Origin of the sequence: Pseudomonas sp., from assembly GCF_041601375.1 — a bacterium.
Classification (GTDB): domain Bacteria; phylum Pseudomonadota; class Gammaproteobacteria; order Pseudomonadales; family Pseudomonadaceae; genus Aquipseudomonas.
In genome coordinates, this window is record NZ_JBFIIG010000023.1 from 1 (window position 1) to 17,027 (window position 17,027).

11 protein-coding genes are annotated in these 17,027 nt (G+C 63.7%); 5 read left to right on the forward strand and 6 right to left on the reverse strand.

Annotated elements, in window-relative coordinates; genetic code table 11:
• Positions 1-155: 155 nt before the first annotated feature.
• The gene (locus ABZE94_RS05430; protein ID WP_372874509.1) at positions 156-1,343 is read left to right on the forward strand and encodes a type III PLP-dependent enzyme; all 1,188 of its coding nucleotides are present in this window, start codon (positions 156-158) and stop codon (positions 1,341-1,343) included.
• A gap of 372 nt (positions 1,344-1,715) precedes the next feature.
• Here ABZE94_RS05430 and ABZE94_RS05435 read toward each other — a convergent pair whose 3' ends face one another.
• The 4 genes from ABZE94_RS05435 to ABZE94_RS05450 form a co-directional block, all read right to left on the reverse strand.
• Positions 1,716-2,825, reverse strand: a complete 1,110-nt coding sequence (locus tag ABZE94_RS05435; RefSeq protein WP_372874510.1) for an NADH:flavin oxidoreductase — start codon at positions 2,823-2,825, stop codon at positions 1,716-1,718.
• A gap of 56 nt (positions 2,826-2,881) precedes the next feature.
• Entirely contained in the window at positions 2,882-3,475 is a 594-nt protein-coding gene (locus ABZE94_RS05440; protein ID WP_372874511.1) for a TetR/AcrR family transcriptional regulator, read from the reverse strand.
• Between the two features lie 491 nt (positions 3,476-3,966).
• Positions 3,967-4,449 (reverse strand): glutathione peroxidase, encoded by a 483-nt coding sequence (locus ABZE94_RS05445; RefSeq protein ID WP_372874512.1) that lies wholly within the window; start codon positions 4,447-4,449, stop codon positions 3,967-3,969.
• 280 nt (positions 4,450-4,729) lie between these two features.
• Positions 4,730-5,215 (reverse strand): peptidylprolyl isomerase, encoded by a 486-nt coding sequence (locus tag ABZE94_RS05450; RefSeq protein ID WP_372874513.1) that lies wholly within the window; start codon positions 5,213-5,215, stop codon positions 4,730-4,732.
• Between ABZE94_RS05450 and ABZE94_RS05455 the strand changes: the two genes are divergently transcribed.
• The 4 genes from ABZE94_RS05455 to ABZE94_RS05470 all read left to right on the forward strand — a co-directional run bounded on the left by ABZE94_RS05455 (position 5,214) and on the right by ABZE94_RS05470 (position 10,030).
• Positions 5,214-5,528 (forward strand): DUF3565 domain-containing protein, encoded by a 315-nt coding sequence (locus tag ABZE94_RS05455; RefSeq protein WP_372874514.1) that lies wholly within the window; start codon positions 5,214-5,216, stop codon positions 5,526-5,528. The two genes, ABZE94_RS05450 and ABZE94_RS05455, sit on opposite strands and share 2 nt — an antisense overlap.
• Positions 5,529-6,716 (forward strand): acetate kinase, encoded by a 1,188-nt coding sequence (locus tag ABZE94_RS05460; protein WP_372874515.1) that lies wholly within the window; start codon positions 5,529-5,531, stop codon positions 6,714-6,716.
• A gap of 87 nt (positions 6,717-6,803) precedes the next feature.
• Entirely contained in the window at positions 6,804-8,897 is a 2,094-nt protein-coding gene (pta, locus tag ABZE94_RS05465) for a phosphate acetyltransferase (RefSeq protein ID WP_372874516.1), read from the forward strand.
• A 224-nt stretch (positions 8,898-9,121) separates the two neighbouring features.
• Positions 9,122-10,030 (forward strand): acyltransferase, encoded by a 909-nt coding sequence (locus ABZE94_RS05470; protein WP_372874517.1) that lies wholly within the window; start codon positions 9,122-9,124, stop codon positions 10,028-10,030.
• Between the two features lie 65 nt (positions 10,031-10,095).
• On the opposite strand, the gene ABZE94_RS05475 is transcribed toward ABZE94_RS05470, so the two are convergent.
• Both ABZE94_RS05475 and ABZE94_RS05480 read right to left on the reverse strand, forming a co-directional pair.
• Positions 10,096-12,243 carry a putative bifunctional diguanylate cyclase/phosphodiesterase gene (locus ABZE94_RS05475; protein WP_372874518.1) on the reverse strand — a complete coding sequence of 716 codons (2,148 nt, stop codon included), beginning with the start codon at positions 12,241-12,243 and terminating at the stop codon, positions 10,096-10,098.
• A gap of 114 nt (positions 12,244-12,357) precedes the next feature.
• A complete protein-coding gene (locus ABZE94_RS05480) occupies positions 12,358-16,860 on the reverse strand; it encodes a PAS domain S-box protein (RefSeq protein WP_372874519.1) in 4,503 nt (1,500 codons plus the stop codon).
• Positions 16,861-17,027 lie beyond the last annotated feature (167 nt).

The window sequence follows — 17,027 nt, forward strand, 5'->3', positions numbered from 1 at the left end:
CTCGGCGACCCGCACGCCCTGCGCGAGCTGTGCGCCGGGGCGCCGCTGCCGAGCAAGGAAAACTTCATGACCCGCCTGCTGCTGCGCGCCGACCGCGAGGCCGGTTACACCGCCCTGCCCAACCCGCTGACCGCCGCGCGCTTGGGGCAACGAGCATGAGCCTGCCGCCACGGATCGACCAGGCCATCGCCCAGTTACGCGCCCAGCAGCAGGAGCCGCTGTGCGCCTATCTCTATGACCTCGAAGCGCTGGCCGCGCATGTCCGCTCCATGCGCGCTCTGCTGCCGGCCAATTGCGAGCTGTTCTATGCCGCCAAGGCCAACCCCGAGGCACCGATCCTGCACACCCTGGCGCCACTGGTGGATGGCTTCGAAGCGGCTTCCGGCGGCGAGCTGCGCTGGCTGTATGAGCAGTGCCCAGAGCAGCCTTTGATCTTCGGCGGGCCCGGCAAACTCGACAGCGAACTGGCGGCCGCCATGGACTGCGAGGTCGAGGCCTTCCATGTCGAAAGCCTCAACGAACTGCGCCGCCTGGCGCGCATCGCCGCCGCCCAGGGCCGGCGTGCGCCGGTGCTGCTGCGGCTCAATCTGAAACTGGCCGAAGCGCCGGATAGCCGCTTGGTGATGGGCGGCAAACCGACACCCTTCGGCCTGGACGAGGCGGCACTATGTGAAGCGCTGGCGCTGCTGCGTGGCGAGCCCTGGCTGGAGCTACAGGGCCTGCATTTCCACCTGCTGTCCCATCAGCTGGACGTCAGCGCCCACCTGCAGTTGATCCGCAGCTATATGCGCAGCTTTCGTGCGCTGTGCGCGGAGCATCGGTTGCAGTTGTCGCTGCTCAACGTCGGCGGTGGCATGGGCATCAACTATCAGGATGCCCAGCGCTCGTTCGATTGGCCGCTGTTCTGCCAGGGCTTGCGCCAACTGATCGACGAGGAGGACATGGGCGCGGTGCGCATCCGCTTCGAGATCGGCCGTTTTATCAGCGCGGCCTGCGGCTATTACCTGATGCAGGTGCTGGATATCAAACGCAACCACGACCAGTACTTCGCTATTGCCCGCGGTGGCACCCATCACTTCCGCACCCCGGCCGCCCAGGGGCATGACCACCCCTTCGTGGTGGTGCGCGGCGGGCAGCCGGCGGAAATCACCGATCAGCCGGTGACCCTGGTCGGCCAGCTATGCACGCCCAAGGACGTGCTGGCCAGCCAGCAGCCGGTGGCGGCATTGGCGGTCGGCGACTTGCTGGTGTTTCCCCTGGCCGGGGCCTACGCCTGGAATATTTCGCACCGGGATTTCCTGATGCACGAGCCGCCGCAGATGCTGTTCCTACCGACGGCCTGATCGGCTTGGCGCCGAAGCGCGCGCCGCTGTGATGTTTCTCCAGGCGAAAAGGTTCATCACGCTTTCCCGGGGAAGTACCGATTAACACCGGACTGGCAAGTTTGTGTTTTCTGATCGCGGCGTTCCCCGCTTTTGGAACAGGTCATTAACGTGTCGAACCAATGTTCTGGTTTCGCCCGTGAGGGGCGCAACCCAAGTGTTCAGCGCATGCGTTAATGGGCCGTGCCAGGCCATTGGATGACACACAAACTTGCCAGTCCGGTGTCAAGCCCACCTTCCTCACAGAAATGCAATGAACAAAAAAAGCCCCGATATGCCGGGGCTGAGGCAGTGTTGCGCCGTTGTGCGGCGCACACCTAAAGCTTGAATCAATCAGACCAGGCTCGTCAGCGCCTCGCGGCTGAACGGCAGGATGTCCGCCTCGCGGCCTTGGCGCACCTTGAGCGCCCAATCCGGGTCGACCAGCAGCGCACGGCCCACGGCAACCAGGTCAAACTCCTGGTTGTTCAGGCGCTCCAGCAGGTTTTCCAGACTGGCCGGCTCGGCGACCTTGTCGGTGTTGACCATGAACTGCAGGAACTCGCCATCGAGGCCGACGCTGCCGACGGTGATGGTCGGCTTGCCGGTGAGCTTGCGCGTCCAGCCGGCCAGGTTGAGATCCGAACCTTCGAATTCCGGCTCCCAGAAGCGCCGGGTCGAGCAATGGAAGATGTCCACGCCGGCATCGCTGAGCGGCTTGAGAAAGGCTTCCAGGGCTTCCGGGGTTTCCACCAGGCGCGCGCTGTAGTCCTGCTGCTTCCACTGCGAGAAGCGGAAGATGATCGGGAAGTCCGGGCCTACCGCGGCGCGTACCGCCTGGATCAGCTCGATGGCAAAGCGCGAACGCTGGGCCAGGTCGCCACCGTATTCGTCGCTGCGCTGGTTGCTGCCGGCCCAGAAGAACTGGTCGACCAGATAGCCATGGGCACCGTGGATTTCCACGCCGTCCATACCGATGCGCTGGGCATCCTTGGCGGCCTGGGCGAAGGCGGCGATGACTTCCTGAATGTCGTCCCGGGTCATGCCGTGGACCACGACGTTGCCTTCCTTGAGCTTCTCGCTCGGGCCATAGCCCGGCACGCTGGCGTCCGGCTCGGTGCCGAGCTTGCGTACGTTACCCACGTGCCACAGCTGCGGGACTATCTTGCCGCCTTCGGCATGCACCGCCTCGACCACTTTCTGCCAGCCGGCCAGGGCGTCGTCGCCATAGAAACGCGGCACATTGGGGTAGCCGTTGGCAGCCTTGTGACCGACGGTGGTGCCTTCGCTGACGATCAGGCCGACACCCCCAGCGGCGCGGCGACGGTAGTACTCAATGACCTTGCTATTAGGCACGCCGCCCGGCGAGAAGGAACGGGTCATGGGCGCCATCACCACGCGGGTCGGCAGCTCTAGCGCGCCCAGGCTGAAGGGTTGAAACAAAGCTTTTACCGGATCGTTCATCGTCGTTCCTCTGCCGGCCAGGTGACCGGTCGTCTACTTAATGGGGTTTTAAAAAATCAGGCCCGCAACAACAGCTGCAGGCGCTGCATGAAGTCTTCGAGGGCACAGGTGTTGTTCGCCACTTTCAGGCGCGTCAGGGCGCCCTGCCAAGCGCTGGTGATAAAACTCGCCAGGCTGCGGCAATCCTCATTGGCGGCCAGCTCGCCGGCATCCTGCGCCTGCTGCAGGCAGGCCTGGAGGATGTCCGCCGAGCGCTGCAAAATGGCGTCGATCTCGACGCCCAGGGTGGGCGACAGTTCGGCCATCTCGAAACTCAGGCTGCCGATAAAGCAGTGGTACTCGAGCTTTTCCTGGCGGGCGAAGTGCTCCACCAGCTCGCCGTAATAGCCGACGATGCGCGCCCGCGGGCTCAGCACCGGGTTTTCTAGCGCCTGGGCATAGCGCTGCAAACGCGGGCCATAGACCTGCTGCAGGGCCTGCAGGGCGAACTCTTCCTTGCTGGCGAAGTAGTGGTAGAAGGAGCCCTTGGGTACGCCGGCGGCCTGGACGATTTCCTGCACGCCGGCGCCGTGATAACCGCGCCGGGTCATCACCTCGGCGCCTTTGGCGAGGATCAGGTCACGTTTGTCGAGTCGTTGGTTTGCGTTCATGCCGGCAAGGATATGACCGGTCGTCTCGCCCCGCCCAGCACTATTGATCGGCGTGATAAGCGGGCACAGCAGAGGGCAATCGAACAGCCTGTGCCCCGGATTAGCCGCGGGATGCGATCCGCAGGGTGCTTGCTGCAGACAGTGCACCATGGTGACCTGGCGCGACACAAAAGCTGGCGGGCTGTCGCTGCGCTCCGAGGCCGCCCTACGATCCCCGGCCGGTTCGCCGATTTTGGAGCAACCCCCGATCAGTAGGGTGCCACTCGCCGCAGGCAGTGCACCATTGGTTGCTCGACGCGACACAAAAGCTGGCGGGTTGTCGCTACGCTCCGAAGCCGCCCTACCCTCAGGTAGTGCAGTGTCGAACTGCGGTACGACACGCATCCGCCAGGCAGTCGCTTCGCTGCGAGCGGAACGCAACGCGCCTTGCCGCGAATACCTGGAGACGGCATCGCGACGGCGCTCGACTGTTTCACAGCCACTGAGGCCTTTCAGCCCAGAGCTTTTTCGATGGCCTGGATCAAGGCGGGGTCATCCGGCGTAGTGCGCGGCGAGAAGCGTGCGAGGACGCGACCATCGTGGCCGACCAGGAACTTCTCGAAGTTCCAGGTGATGTCGCCGGGAAACTCCGCACCCTCACCCGCCAGCAGGCGGTACAACGGATGACGCTCATGGCCATTGACTTCGATCTTGCTGCCCAGGGGGAAGGTCACCCCGTAGTTCAGGCTGCAAAACTCGCGAATGGCCTCCTCACTATCGGGCTCCTGCCCGGCGAACTGGTTGCACGGCAGGCCGAGCACGGTAAAACCCTGCGCACGGTATTGCTGATGGAGTTGTTCCAGCCCGGCGTACTGCGGAGTCAGGCCGCATTTGGAAGCGACGTTGACCACCAGCACCACCTGCCCCTTGAATGGCGCCAACGGCAGATCCTGGCCATCCAGTGCACGCAGATTGAGGTCGTGAAAGGCACTCATGACTAGCTCCTTGAGAACGCGTCGAATTACCCGCAAAGGACAAAAAAGGCGCCTCTCTGAAGGCGCCTTTCCTGTTCAACTCAGCTTAGCAGTCGGTGGCGCAGTTGCTACGACCATAAGTCGTTTTCAGCAAGCGGCCAGAACCTGATTCACGACATCGCGAGCTAGAGCCAGGCAAGGCGAAATAGGGCGAGGAAGCGGAGTTTACAGCTGTAAATGAGCATTCCGAGCCCGGTTTCAACGCAGCATGGCCGACGCGCAGCAGGTCGTGGGCAGGTTCTCAGTGCTGGTGACCACCTTCGCCGTGTACGTGACCATGAGCAACTTCTTCATCACTGGCGTCACGCACTTCGACCACTTTGACCTTGAAGTTCAGGCGCTGACCGGCCAGCGGGTGGTTGCCGTCGACGATCACGTCGTCGCCGTCGAGGTCACGAATGGTGACGATCTGCATGCTGCCGTCCGGGCCGGAGGCATGGAACTGCATGCCGACTTCCAGTTCGTCGACGCCTTCGAACATCGAACGGTTGAGGGTGGCTACCAGTTCGGCGCTGTATTCGCCGTAGGCCTCTTCCGGCTCGACGGAGACGTCCAGTTCGTCACCGGCCTGCTTGCCGAGCAGGGCTTTTTCCAGGCCGGCGATGATGTTGCCGGCGCCTTGTAGGTAAACCAGCGGCGCGCCGCCAGCGGAGCTATCGATTACCTCACCGGCATCGTTGGTCAGGGTATAGTCGATAGAGACGGCCTTATGGGGGGCGATCAGCATGGGGCGAGACCTTTTGCAGAGAAATAAAGAACGTACAAGTCTAACCAAGGGGGCGCGCGAAAGCGAACCCGGCCCTGACGGACGGCCGAGCGTGGCCCCGGTGCAACTGATTGACTTTGGTCAGGACGCCGACGGCCATTGGCTGGCAATCTTGTCCTGTGGCCATACTCAACACCTGCGCCATCAGCCACCCTGGCAAAATCGCGCCTGGGTGCTCGACTCCACACAACGCACGACCCGCCTGGGCCAGCCGTTCCCCTGCGGTTGGTGCACGGCAGCTGTCGCGCCGAGCGACACAGAAAAGGAACGGTAAATGCCGGCACGCAATATTCTGGTGATCAACTGCGGCAGTTCGTCGATCAAGTTCGCCCTGGTCAATGAAGCCCATTCGCAATTCACCCTCAGCGGCCTGGCCGAACGCCTCGGCAGCCACGATGCGGTGCTGCACTGGCAGCGCGGCGGCGAGCAGGACAGCCTGATGATTCCCAACGGCGATCACCGCGCCGCCCTCGCCCAGCTATTGCCGCTGGTACAGGGTGCATCCGGTGGCAAGCTGCACGGTATCGGCCATCGCGTGGTGCATGGCGGCGAGCATTTCACCGCGGCCAGCCGCCTGGATGAAGCCACCTTGCGCGCCATTCGCGCCACCGCGCCACTGGCGCCGCTGCACAATCCGGCCAACCTGCTGGGCATCGAGGCGGCGATCAAGCTGTATCCCAATCTGACCCAGGTGGCGGTGTTCGATACCGCCTTCCACCAGTCCCTGCCCGAGCACGCCTTTCGCTATGCGCTACCGGACAACCTCTACCGCGAGCACGGCGTACGCCGTTACGGCTTCCATGGCACCAGCCACCGCTACGTCAGTCATCGCGCGGCCGAACTGGCCGGCCTGTCGATCGGCGACAGCAGCTGGCTGGTGGCGCACCTGGGCAACGGCTGCTCGACCTGCGCCGTCGTCAACGGCCAGAGCCGCGACACCAGCATGGGCCTGACCCCGCAGGAAGGCCTGGTGATGGGTACCCGCAGCGGCGATGTCGACCCCAACCTGCACAGCCACCTGGCGCGCACCCTGGGCTGGAACCTGGAACGCATCGAGCAGTTGCTGAACAAGGAAAGCGGCCTGCTCGGCCTGTCCGGGCTGTCCAACGACATGCGCAGCCTGGAGCAGGCCCGCGAACAGGGCCATGCTGGCGCCACCCTGGCCATCGAGGTGTTCTGCTACCGCCTGGCCAAATCGCTGGCCGCCATGAGCTGCGCCCTGCCTCAGCTGGACGGGCTGATTTTCACCGGCGGCATCGGCGAGAACTCGCCCTTGATCCGCAGCAAGGCCGTGGCCCACCTCACACTGTTCAACCTGGCCCTGGACAAGGAAGCCAACGCCCGCACCATCCGCGGCGTTGCGGGCTCTATCCAGGCCTATGGCCACCCGCGTGTGCTGGTGGTGCCGACCAACGAAGAACGGCAAATCGCCCTGGATACGCTCGCTCTGCTCGAAGCTTGAACGCCACAGACTTCGAGCTGGAAGACGCGTCCGCTATATCGTTTCAGGCTTGCAGCTTTAAGCTGCAAGCCCTCCGCAGGAGTTCGAATGCACACCTTCTTTATCTCGCCCACCGGCTTCGGTGTCGGCCTCACTTCCATCAGCCTCGGCCTGGTTGGCGGCCTGGAACGCGCCGGCCTCAAGGTCGGCTTCTTCAAGCCGATCGCCCAGCCCCACCAGGGCGACGCCGGCCCGGAGCGCTCCAGCGAACTGATCGCCCGCACCCACGGCCTGCACTCGCCCAGACCGCTGGCCCTGGCGCATGTCGAGCGCATGCTCGGCGACGGTCAACTGGATGAGCTGCTCGAAGAAATCATCAGCCTGTACCACCAGGCCGCCGCCGGCAAAGATGTGATCATCGTCGAAGGCATGGTGCCGACCCGCCAGGCCAGCTATGCGGCGCGGGTCAACTTTCACCTGGCCAAGAGCCTGGATGCCGAGGTGATTCTGGTCTCGGCACCGGAACAGGAAAGCCTCAGCGAGCTGTGCGACCGGTTGGAAATCCAGGCGCAGCTGTTCGGTGGGCCGCGAGACCCGAAAGTGCTTGGCGTGATCATCAACAAGGTGCGCAGCGAAGAGGGTGTCGAGGCCTTCTGCGCGCGCCTGAAGGAACACTCGCCACTGCTCAAGAGCGAAGACTTCCGCCTGCTCGGTTGCATCCCCTGGCAGGACGAACTGAACGCCCCGCGCACCCGCGACATCGCCGACCTGCTCGGCGCGCGCGTGCTCAATGCCGGCGACTACGATCAACGACGCATGCTCAGGATCATGCTCTGCGCCCGCGCCGTGGCCAACACCGTGCAACTGCTCAAGCCCGGCACCCTGGTGGTCACCCCCGGCGATCGCGACGACATCATCCTCGCCGCCAGCCTGGCGGCAATGAACGGCATGCCGCTGGCCGGCCTGCTGCTGTGCAGCGACTTCGTGCCCGACCCACGGATCATGGAGCTGTGTCGTGGCGCGCTGCAAAGCGGCCTGCCGGTGATGACGGTGCGCACCGGTTCCTACGACACCGCCACCGACCTCAACCGGTTGAACAAGGAAATCCCGGTGGACGACAAGGAGCGCGCGCAGAAGGTCGCCGACTTCGTCGCCAGCCATGTCGACCACGACTGGCTGCGTACCCGCTGCGGCACCCCGCGGGAACTGAGCATGTCGCCCTCGGCATTCCGCTATCAATTGGTCCAGCGGGCCAAGGCCGCGGACAAGCGCATCGTCCTGCCGGAAGGCAGCGAGCCGCGCACCATCCAGGCCGCCGCGCTCTGCCAGGCGCGCGGCATCGCCCGCTGCGTGCTGCTGGCCAAACCGGAAGAGGTGCAGGCCGTGGCCCAGGCCCACGGCATCGAGCTGCCGGCGGGGCTGGAGATCCTCGATCCGGATCTGATCCGTGAGCGCTACGTCGCGCCCATGGTCGAGCTGCGCAAGGGCAAGGGCCTCAACGCGCCCATGGCCTTGGCGCAACTGGAAGACAACGTGATGCTCGGCACCATGATGCTGGCCCTGGACGAGGTCGACGGCCTGGTTTCCGGCGCCATCCACACCACTGCCAACACCATTCGCCCGGCCCTGCAGCTGATCAAGACCGCGCCGGGTTACAACCTGGTGTCCTCGGTGTTCTTCATGCTGCTGCCGGATCAGGTCCTGGTCTACGGCGATTGTGCGGTCAACCCGGATCCGACTGCGGCGCAACTGGCGGAGATCGCCGTGCAAAGCGCCGCCTCGGCCACGGCCTTCGGCATAGAGCCGCGGGTGGCCATGCTCAGCTACTCCACCGGCGACTCGGGCACCGGCGAGGAAGTCGAGAAAGTCCGCGAGGCCACGCGCCTGGCCAAGCTGATAAACCCGGAGCTGCTGCTCGACGGCCCGCTGCAATACGACGCCGCCGCGATCGCCAGCGTCGGCCGGCAGAAGGCACCGAACAGCCCGGTGGCCGGCCGCGCCACGGTCTTCGTGTTCCCCGACCTGAACACCGGCAACACCACCTACAAGGCGGTGCAGCGCAGCGCCGACTGCGTCAGCGTCGGCCCCATGCTGCAAGGGCTGCGCAAACCGGTCAACGACCTGTCGCGCGGTGCGCTGGTCGACGACATCGTCTACACCATCGCCCTGACCGCTATCCAGACGGCCAACTTGCCGCAGTAGCCGCCCTCTGACTCGTAGCCCTATGGCCAGGTGCAAGGGCTGCGGCAGCGTCGGTGAATGGCGCCTTTCATCCACCCCCGTGCTGGCATGACCAAGCGGTCAGCTCCAGCACTTGCAGTCCGGTGCCCAGACGCTAACCTGTGCGCCGACCGACCCGCGGTGGAGCACCCCGGGCTATGAACGATCCGGGGCATGGCGCCCCCTTTGCGGAGGCATCGGCCCCCATGCTGCATTTTCTGCCCGCTGCCCTGCGCGGCCTGATCGGCGCAAGCCTGCTGGCCCTGAATACCCTGTTCTGGTGCTGGCCACTGTTTTTCCTCGCGCTGCTCAAGCTGCTGCTGCCGATCCCGGCGCTACAGCGCTGGTTGCGCGACCTCATGCATGCGATCGCCGAGGCGTGGATTTCCACCAACAAATTCTGGATGGATCTGGTTTCCCAGACCCGCTGGCACATCGAGGGGGTCGAGCGCTTCGACCAACAGCACAGCTACCTGGTGACGAGCAACCACCAGAGCTGGGTCGACATACTGGTGCTGCAATATCAACTCAACCGGCGCATGCCGCTGCTCAAGTTCTTCCTCAAGCAGGAACTGATCTGGGTGCCGGTCATCGGTCTGTGCTGGTGGGCGCTGGAGTTCCCCTTCATGAAGCGCTACAGCAAGGAATACCTGACCAAGCACCCGGAGAAGCGCGGCGACGACCTGGCGACCACCCGCAAAGCCTGCGAGCGCTACAAGCGCAACCCGGTGTCGGTCTTCAACTTCCTCGAGGGCACGCGCTTCACCCCGGCCAAGCATGCCGCGCAGGGCTCGCCATTTCGCTACCTGCTCAAACCCAAGGCTGGCGGCATTGCGTTCGTGCTCGACGCCATGGGCGAGCAGTTGCATAGCCTGGTCAACGTCACCATCCATTATCCGCAGGGCAATCCGGGCTTCTGGCAACTGCTCAGCGGCGAGATCGGCGAGGTGGTGGTGAACTTCAATGAATTGCCGATTCCGCCGCAGTTCATCGGCCGCAACTACGATCAGGACGAAGCCTATCGCCTCAGCTTTCAGCAATGGGTCAACCAGTTGTGGCAAGACAAGGACGCCGAACTGGCGCGCCTGCATCGGCAGTTCGCCGACCGTCGATAGTCGCGACAACCCGCCGGTTTAATGCGCCAATGCCGCTCGCCTGGCTTGAATGAACGGCATTGGGCCTAAGCCACGGGCTTGTTACCCAGGGGCAAGGCGGCCCAGTCCAGTTGCGCCGGCAACCGCTGCGCGTCCGCCGCCGGCAACCCCGGCGCGACCAGAAAGCCCTGCATGATGGCGCATCCATGTGCCACCAGCCAATCGCGCTGAGCCAGGGTTTCCACCCCCTCGGCGATGACCTCCAGCCCCAGATTGCGCCCCAGATCGATGATGGTGCTGACCACCGCCGCATCGCGCGGCGAGTCGAGCATATTGGCGATGAACAGCCGATCGATCTTCAGCGTATCCAGCTCGAAATGGCGCAGATAGGCCAGCGACGAATAGCCGGTGCCGAAGTCGTCGATGGCAATCTTCACACCCAGCAGGCGCAATTGGCGCAACTGCTCCCGGGTGATGTCCAGGTCTTGCATCAAGGCACTCTCGGTCACCTCCACCTCCAGCTGCGCCGGGTTGAGCTGCCGTTGCTCCAGGATCCGCTGCAAATCATCGACCAATTTCGGCATGCCGAACTGCACCGGGCTGACGTTCAGGCTGAGTACCAGGTCATCGGCAAAGTACTGACTCATGCCGATATGCTGCTCGATGCCCTTGTTAAAGATCCAGTCGCCCAGGCGGTTGATCAGGCGGGTTTCCTCCAGCAACGGGATGAACACATTGGGCGCGACGGTGCCGGCAACCTTGTGCTGCCAGCGCAACAGGGCCTCGAAGCCGCGCAGGCGGCCGCTCTCGAGGTAGACCTGCGGCTGATAGACCAGGAAGAAGTCCTCCTGCTCGATGGCCGAACGCATACTTTCTTCCAGCATCAGCCGCGAGCGTGCCCGGCCGTTCATTTCCGGGGAGAAGAAACGGTATTGCTGACGGCCGGCCCGCTTGGCTTCGTACATGGCCATGTCCGCAGCACGCAACAGCCCATCGACGGTTTGCCCGCAGTCGGGATAACAGGCAATACCGACACTGGCACCAACGGTTACCTCGGTACCGTTGAGACTCTGTCGGACGGAGACCTGTTCGATCAGCTTCTCGGCCACCCGCGCTGCATCTTCGGGATGACCGAGGCTGTCGAATATCGCGATGAACTCGTCGCCGCCCATACGGGCCAAGGTGTCATAGGGCCGCAGGCAGGCTTTGAGCTGCTCGGCAACCCGCCGCAGGAGTAGATCGCCGGTGCCGTGGCCGAGCGAATCGTTGATCCGCTTGAAACCGTCCAGGTCAAGGTAGAGCACCGCCAGGCCCTGACCGCTGCGTTCGGTGCGCGAGATCGCCGCTTCCAGCGCCTGCTGGAAACCACGCCGATTAAGCAGACCGGTCAAGGCATCGGTGACCGCCAGAGACTCCAGCTGAGCGTGCAGGTTGCGCACCACCGACATGTCCAGGACAAGCACCACCATGGCACGCTGCTCACCGGGTAACGGCGAACAGGACAGCGCCACGGGTACGCTCTCCCCGCTCAGGGTGCGCAGGCTTGCCTCATGCAGCCGGTAGCTCTCGTTGCGCTGCCAATGCCGGTAGAACTCCGACATCTGCCATTCGCCGTCGCCCTCGGGGGCAAGCAGGTGGCTCAGCATGGCGCTGCCTTGCAGCTCGGCGAGCGAGCAGCTGAGCATCTGGGCCATGGTCGGATTGGCAAAACGGATCAAACCATCTTCGCCGACCACCATGATGCCCTCGGCGGCATTATCCAGTACCGAGGCATTAAAGGCCCGGGCGCTGTCCAGTTGCCGGGTCAGCTGCAACAGCTCACTGCGATTGCGTTCATGGTCGAGCAACGAGTGGATCTTGCGCCGCAACACCTCGGGATCGAAGGGCTTCAACATGAAGTCCACTGCGCCGCTGGCATAGCCCTCGAGCACGGCATCTTCGGTCTGGGCGATGGCCGAGACGAAAATAATCGGGATGAAGCGCGTGCGTGGATTGCCGCGCATCAGCCGCGCCACCTCGAAGCCGTCCATGTGCGGCATCTGCACATCCAGCAGCACCAGCCCCACGTCCTCATCCAGCAGACACTGCAAGGCAGCCTCGCCGGAATCGACGCAACGCAACAGCCAGCCACCACCATCGAGCAGAACCTCCATGGCCTCCAGATTATCCGGGCGATCATCCACGACCAGCAGTGTTTGCCTGATGCGTTCTTCCCTAAGCAGTGCCTGTACCATACGCCCTCCCGCGCCCCTGGTGACGCCTGAATCGAGTTGCCGCAGCAGGCGTACCTATCACGCCGGCGACACCCTGCTATGGCCTTGCCACGTCAAACCCTGACTGGCCATAGCTCAGGGTAGAACACTACGCAACGGGTCGTTCTGTCCATCCGTCTTGGGCAGCCAGCGCGCCAGCATGCTGAACAGCTCATCGCGGCTGACCGGTTTGGCCAGATAATCATCGGCCCCTGCATCCAGGCATTTCTCCCGGTCACCCTTCATCGCATGGGCGGTCAAGGCAATGATCGGGATCGTGCACCGATGTTCCTGCTTGAGCAGTCGGATTGCGGTATAGCCATCCATGTTGGGCATGGCGATATCCATCAGGATCAAGTCGAAGGAGCCGCTCTGATAGCGGGCGATGGCCTCCACACCGTCCTTGGCTGCCCTGACCCTGAGTCCGGCATCGTCAAGCAGGGCGGTCAGGGCATAGACATTGCGCACATCGTCATCGACCAGCAGCACCCGCCGCCCATCCAGCGAACGGCCCACCTGATCGGCAGGCACGGCGAAGGCTTGCACCGGGTCGCGCACGCTGCCAAGAAAGCCCTGCACGGCAAGGCTCAGCACCTGCAGATCGTCGCCTTCTTTGCGCACCACCACCGCGCTATAGTGCCTGAGCCGCTGCAACGCCTGCTGGGTGACATCCACCCCGGTATTGATCACCACCCGCGTGCCATTCCGCGGACGCAGGCGATCGAGGCTCTCGAGCAGATCGAAGCCATCCTGATCAGGCAAATCGAGATCGATCACCAGGACGGAGAAATGCCGCTCGGCATAAGCCCGACGAGCGTCTGCGGCACTGGCGCTGGTGACCACGTCAAAACCCAGTTGCTGCAGATAGCCGCGGTAGAACTCACGCTCGACCTCGACGTCCTCAACCAGCAAAAGCGCTGGACCCGGTGCCTGATCGGCCTGCTGCAGATCGATGAAAACCTGCTCGAGATCCACGCGATCGATGGGTTTGACCAGATAGCGCGTGCCGTCATCGTTCCAACCGGGCGGTTGCGGCACACAGGAAATGATGTGCACGGGAATATCGCGATGGCTGACCTGGCCACGCAAGCGGCGAAACAATTGCCAGCCACTGATGTCCGGCAACAGGATATCCAGAATCACCGCACTGAAGCGTTCGTGTTGCAACAGATGGAGCGCTTGCACACCCGTACGGCAATGCACGCAGGAAAAGCCATGGGCATGCGCCTCGTCGATGATCACCATGGCGAAATCGGCGTCATCCTCGACGATCAGCACTGCCGGACCTGCACCGCTGCGCTGTGGCCCGTGCTCCTCCGGCTCGCCCTGGATTACCACCTGCACCGGCACAGGCACCGGCACCGGCACGTGCACGGTAAAGCAGGAGCCCTGCCCCGGCGTGCTTTGCAGGCTGACCTCGCCGTCCAGGGCCTGCGCCAGTTTGCGGGTGATGGCCAACCCCAGGCCGGTGCCGCCGAAGCGACGACTGGTGGAACCGTCGATCTGCTGAAAGGCCTGAAATATCTGCTCGTGATGCTCGGGCGCGATACCGATGCCAGTATCGCGCACGCTGAAGTTCAACTGCACACGCCCATCGTCACGCCCATCGGGCTCACAGGCGACCGTCAGGTTCACCTCGCCCCGCTCGGTGAATTTCAAGGAATTGGACAGCAGGTTGCGCAGGATCTGATGCAGGCGCGCCCGGTCGCTGTGGATATCTCGCGGCACCCCGGGCTCGAGCTGGGTACGCAGTTGCAGCCCCTTGAGCTCGGCCAGTGGACGCATGCTGGCATCCAGCTCCACCAGCATTTCCTGCACGTTCAGTGACTCCAGCTTGATCTGCATGCGCCCGGACTCGACCTTGGCCAGGTCCAGCACACTGTTGATCAACTGCAGCAGATCGCTGCCGGCACGGTGCACGATATCGGCATGTCTGGCCTGTTTGCTCGTCAGGTTACCGGCACTGTTCAGCCGCAGCTGGTCGCTGAGAATGAGGATGCTGTTGAGCGGCGTCCGCAGCTCGTGGGACATGTTGGCGAGGAACTCCGACTTGTAGCGGTTGGCCAGGATCAGTTGCTCGGCCTGGTCGCGCAGCCGCTGCTCGGCGGCCTTGCGCTCGCTGATATCGATGATCACCGCCTGCACCAGGGTCTCCTCGCCGCTGCGGATCGGCGACAGCCCCACTTCGAGGGGGATCAGGCGACCATCGCGGTGCTGGCCGAACAGGTCACGGTTGTTGCCCATGCGCCGCGGTTCGGGATTGTCCTGATAGCCGCGGCGAAACGCCATGTGACCGTGGCGCAGATCCATGGGCAGGAGCATCTCCACCGGCTGACCCAGCAACTCCTGACGGGCGTGGCCGAACATCTGCTCGGTCTGTTGGTTGACCATGCTGATCAGCCCCTCGCTGTCGACCAGGACGATGGCATTCGGCGAGGCCTCGACCACCAGACGGAAACGCTGCTCGGCGGCCTTGCGCTCGCTGATATCGATGATCACCGCCTGCACCCAGCTCTCCTGGCCACTGCGCAGCGGCGACAGCCCCACCTCCAGCGGAATCAGGCGGCCGTCGCGGTGCTGGCCGAACAACTCGCGGTTGTTGCCCATGCGCCGCGGTTCGGGGTTGTCCTGATAGCCACGGCGAAACGCCGTGTGACCGTGGCGCAGATCCATGGGCAGGAGCATCTCCACCGGCTGACCCAACAACTCCTGACGGGCGTGGCCGAACATCTGCTCGGTCTGTTGGTTGACCATGCTGATCAGCCCCTGGCTGTCGACCAGGACGATGGCATTCGGCGAGGCCTCGACCACCAGGCGGAAACGCTGCTCGGCGGCCTTGCGCTCGCTGATATCGATGATCACCGCCTGCACCAGGGTCTCCTCGCCGCTGCGGATCGGCGACAGCCCCACTTCGAGGGGAATCAGGCGACCATCGCGGTGCTGGCCGAACAGGTCGCGGTTGTTGCCCATACGCCGTGGTTCGGGGTTGTCCTGATAGCCGCGGCGCAAGTCTACGTGCCCCTCGCGCTGATCCCTGGGCAGCAATTTTTCTACCGTTTGGTCGAGCAGCTCCTGGCGCTCGTAGCCGAACATCAGCTCGGTCTGCCGGTTGACCATGGCGATTCGACCCTTGCTGTCGACCAGAACGATCGCATTGGGCGAGGCCTCGACCACCAGACGGAAGCGCTCTTCGGCGCCCTTGCGCGCCCTGAGGTCAATCAGATTGAGCAAGTAGCTGGCTCCACCGGACACCGCCAACACACTCAGGCTCAGCGTCACCGGAATACGCTCGCCACTGGCGCGGCGCGCCTCGTAATCATTGGCCAGCATCGGCGTATCGGTCTCGTCGAGCAGTTCGCCGAGCTGGTCGATCATCGGCAGGAAACGCCGTACCCGCTCACCGACCAGCGTCTCGGGCGCACAGTCGAGCAACTCGGCCGCGCGTTGGTTGGCCATCTCGATCTGCCCTTCGGCAGTGCACAACAGGGTCGCGACTGGCAGGCGCTCGATCAGCAGGCGAAAACGCTCTTCACGCTCGCTCAACTGCTCGGTGGCCACTCGGCTGGCATACAGCTCGCGCTCGCGCAGATACAGATAACCGCCGACCAAGAACGCCAGCAAGCTGGCGGCGGCCAAGCCCATCCACAGGCTGAAGCTCATGCTCTGGCTGCTGACCGAGGTCGTTTCGTACTGGGCCGTGCCAGCCACTTCCAGCTGCCAGGTACGGCCGTAGAGGTCCAGCGCCATGGTCCGCCGGAAGTGCGGCTCGAACGCGGCAGACTGCTCCTCGTTGCCACCCAGCACCAGGGGACCGGTGGCCTGCAGATCCTTGATGGTGATATCGAACAGGCGACTCTGCGCCCCAAGAATCCCCGCCATCAGCTCCTTGATGCGAAAAGCGCCATAGACGAAGCCAAACAAGGCAGCACGACGTTCCTCTGCGCTGCTCACGGGCATCCCCGGGCGAAACACCGGCAGGTACAACAGCACACCACCCTGGGCGTCCGCCTCGGTTTCCTGACGCAGGATAAGCTGTGCGCTGAGCGTTACATCGCCGCTGCTACGAGCCTGCTCGATGGCCGCCCGCCGCGTCGGCTCGCTGAGCATGTCATAGCCCAGCGCCCGCCGATTGCGCAAATCGAACGGGCTGATGTAGTCGATCAGCACGTACTCATCGCGCGAACCAGGCGGAAACAGGCGATAGTCCAAGCGCCCGTCGACCTGCACGTCGGTCAGGAAGTCATCGAGCCGGCTCTGTTCGACATGCCGCGCCCAACCCAATGCCATGATGCCGGGATAGCGATCCTGCAGGCGCAGCTGCTCGACAGCCCTGTCCCAGTGTTCAAGGGCGACCTGTTCACTGCCGATCATCAACCCGGAAATGCCGCGCAAGACCATTTCGTAGGCACGCATGCGGGAGAGCACACGCTGCTCGATATCCTGTACTTCGAGCTGAAAGCGCTGCTGGCTGGCTTCCCGGTTACGGGTTTCGAGCGATTGCCATTGCCAGACGACGCCTCCCCCAAGGCCGAGTAGCAGCACCAAGGTCACCCAGACTGCCAGATGCTTGCGTGGAACTGAGCGATACCTGTCGTCCATGAACTCTCCTGAGCCGCTCTCCGCTGGGCAGGCATACAACAGCCACACTACTGGCTATCGGCAAGCCCTCAAAGCATTTTAGTCAGGGTTTTAATGTCCGGCCTTTTGCCAACGGGGAGTCGACAGACGGCAGAAAGGCCCCGATTTTACTGGGGCCTTTCTCGATA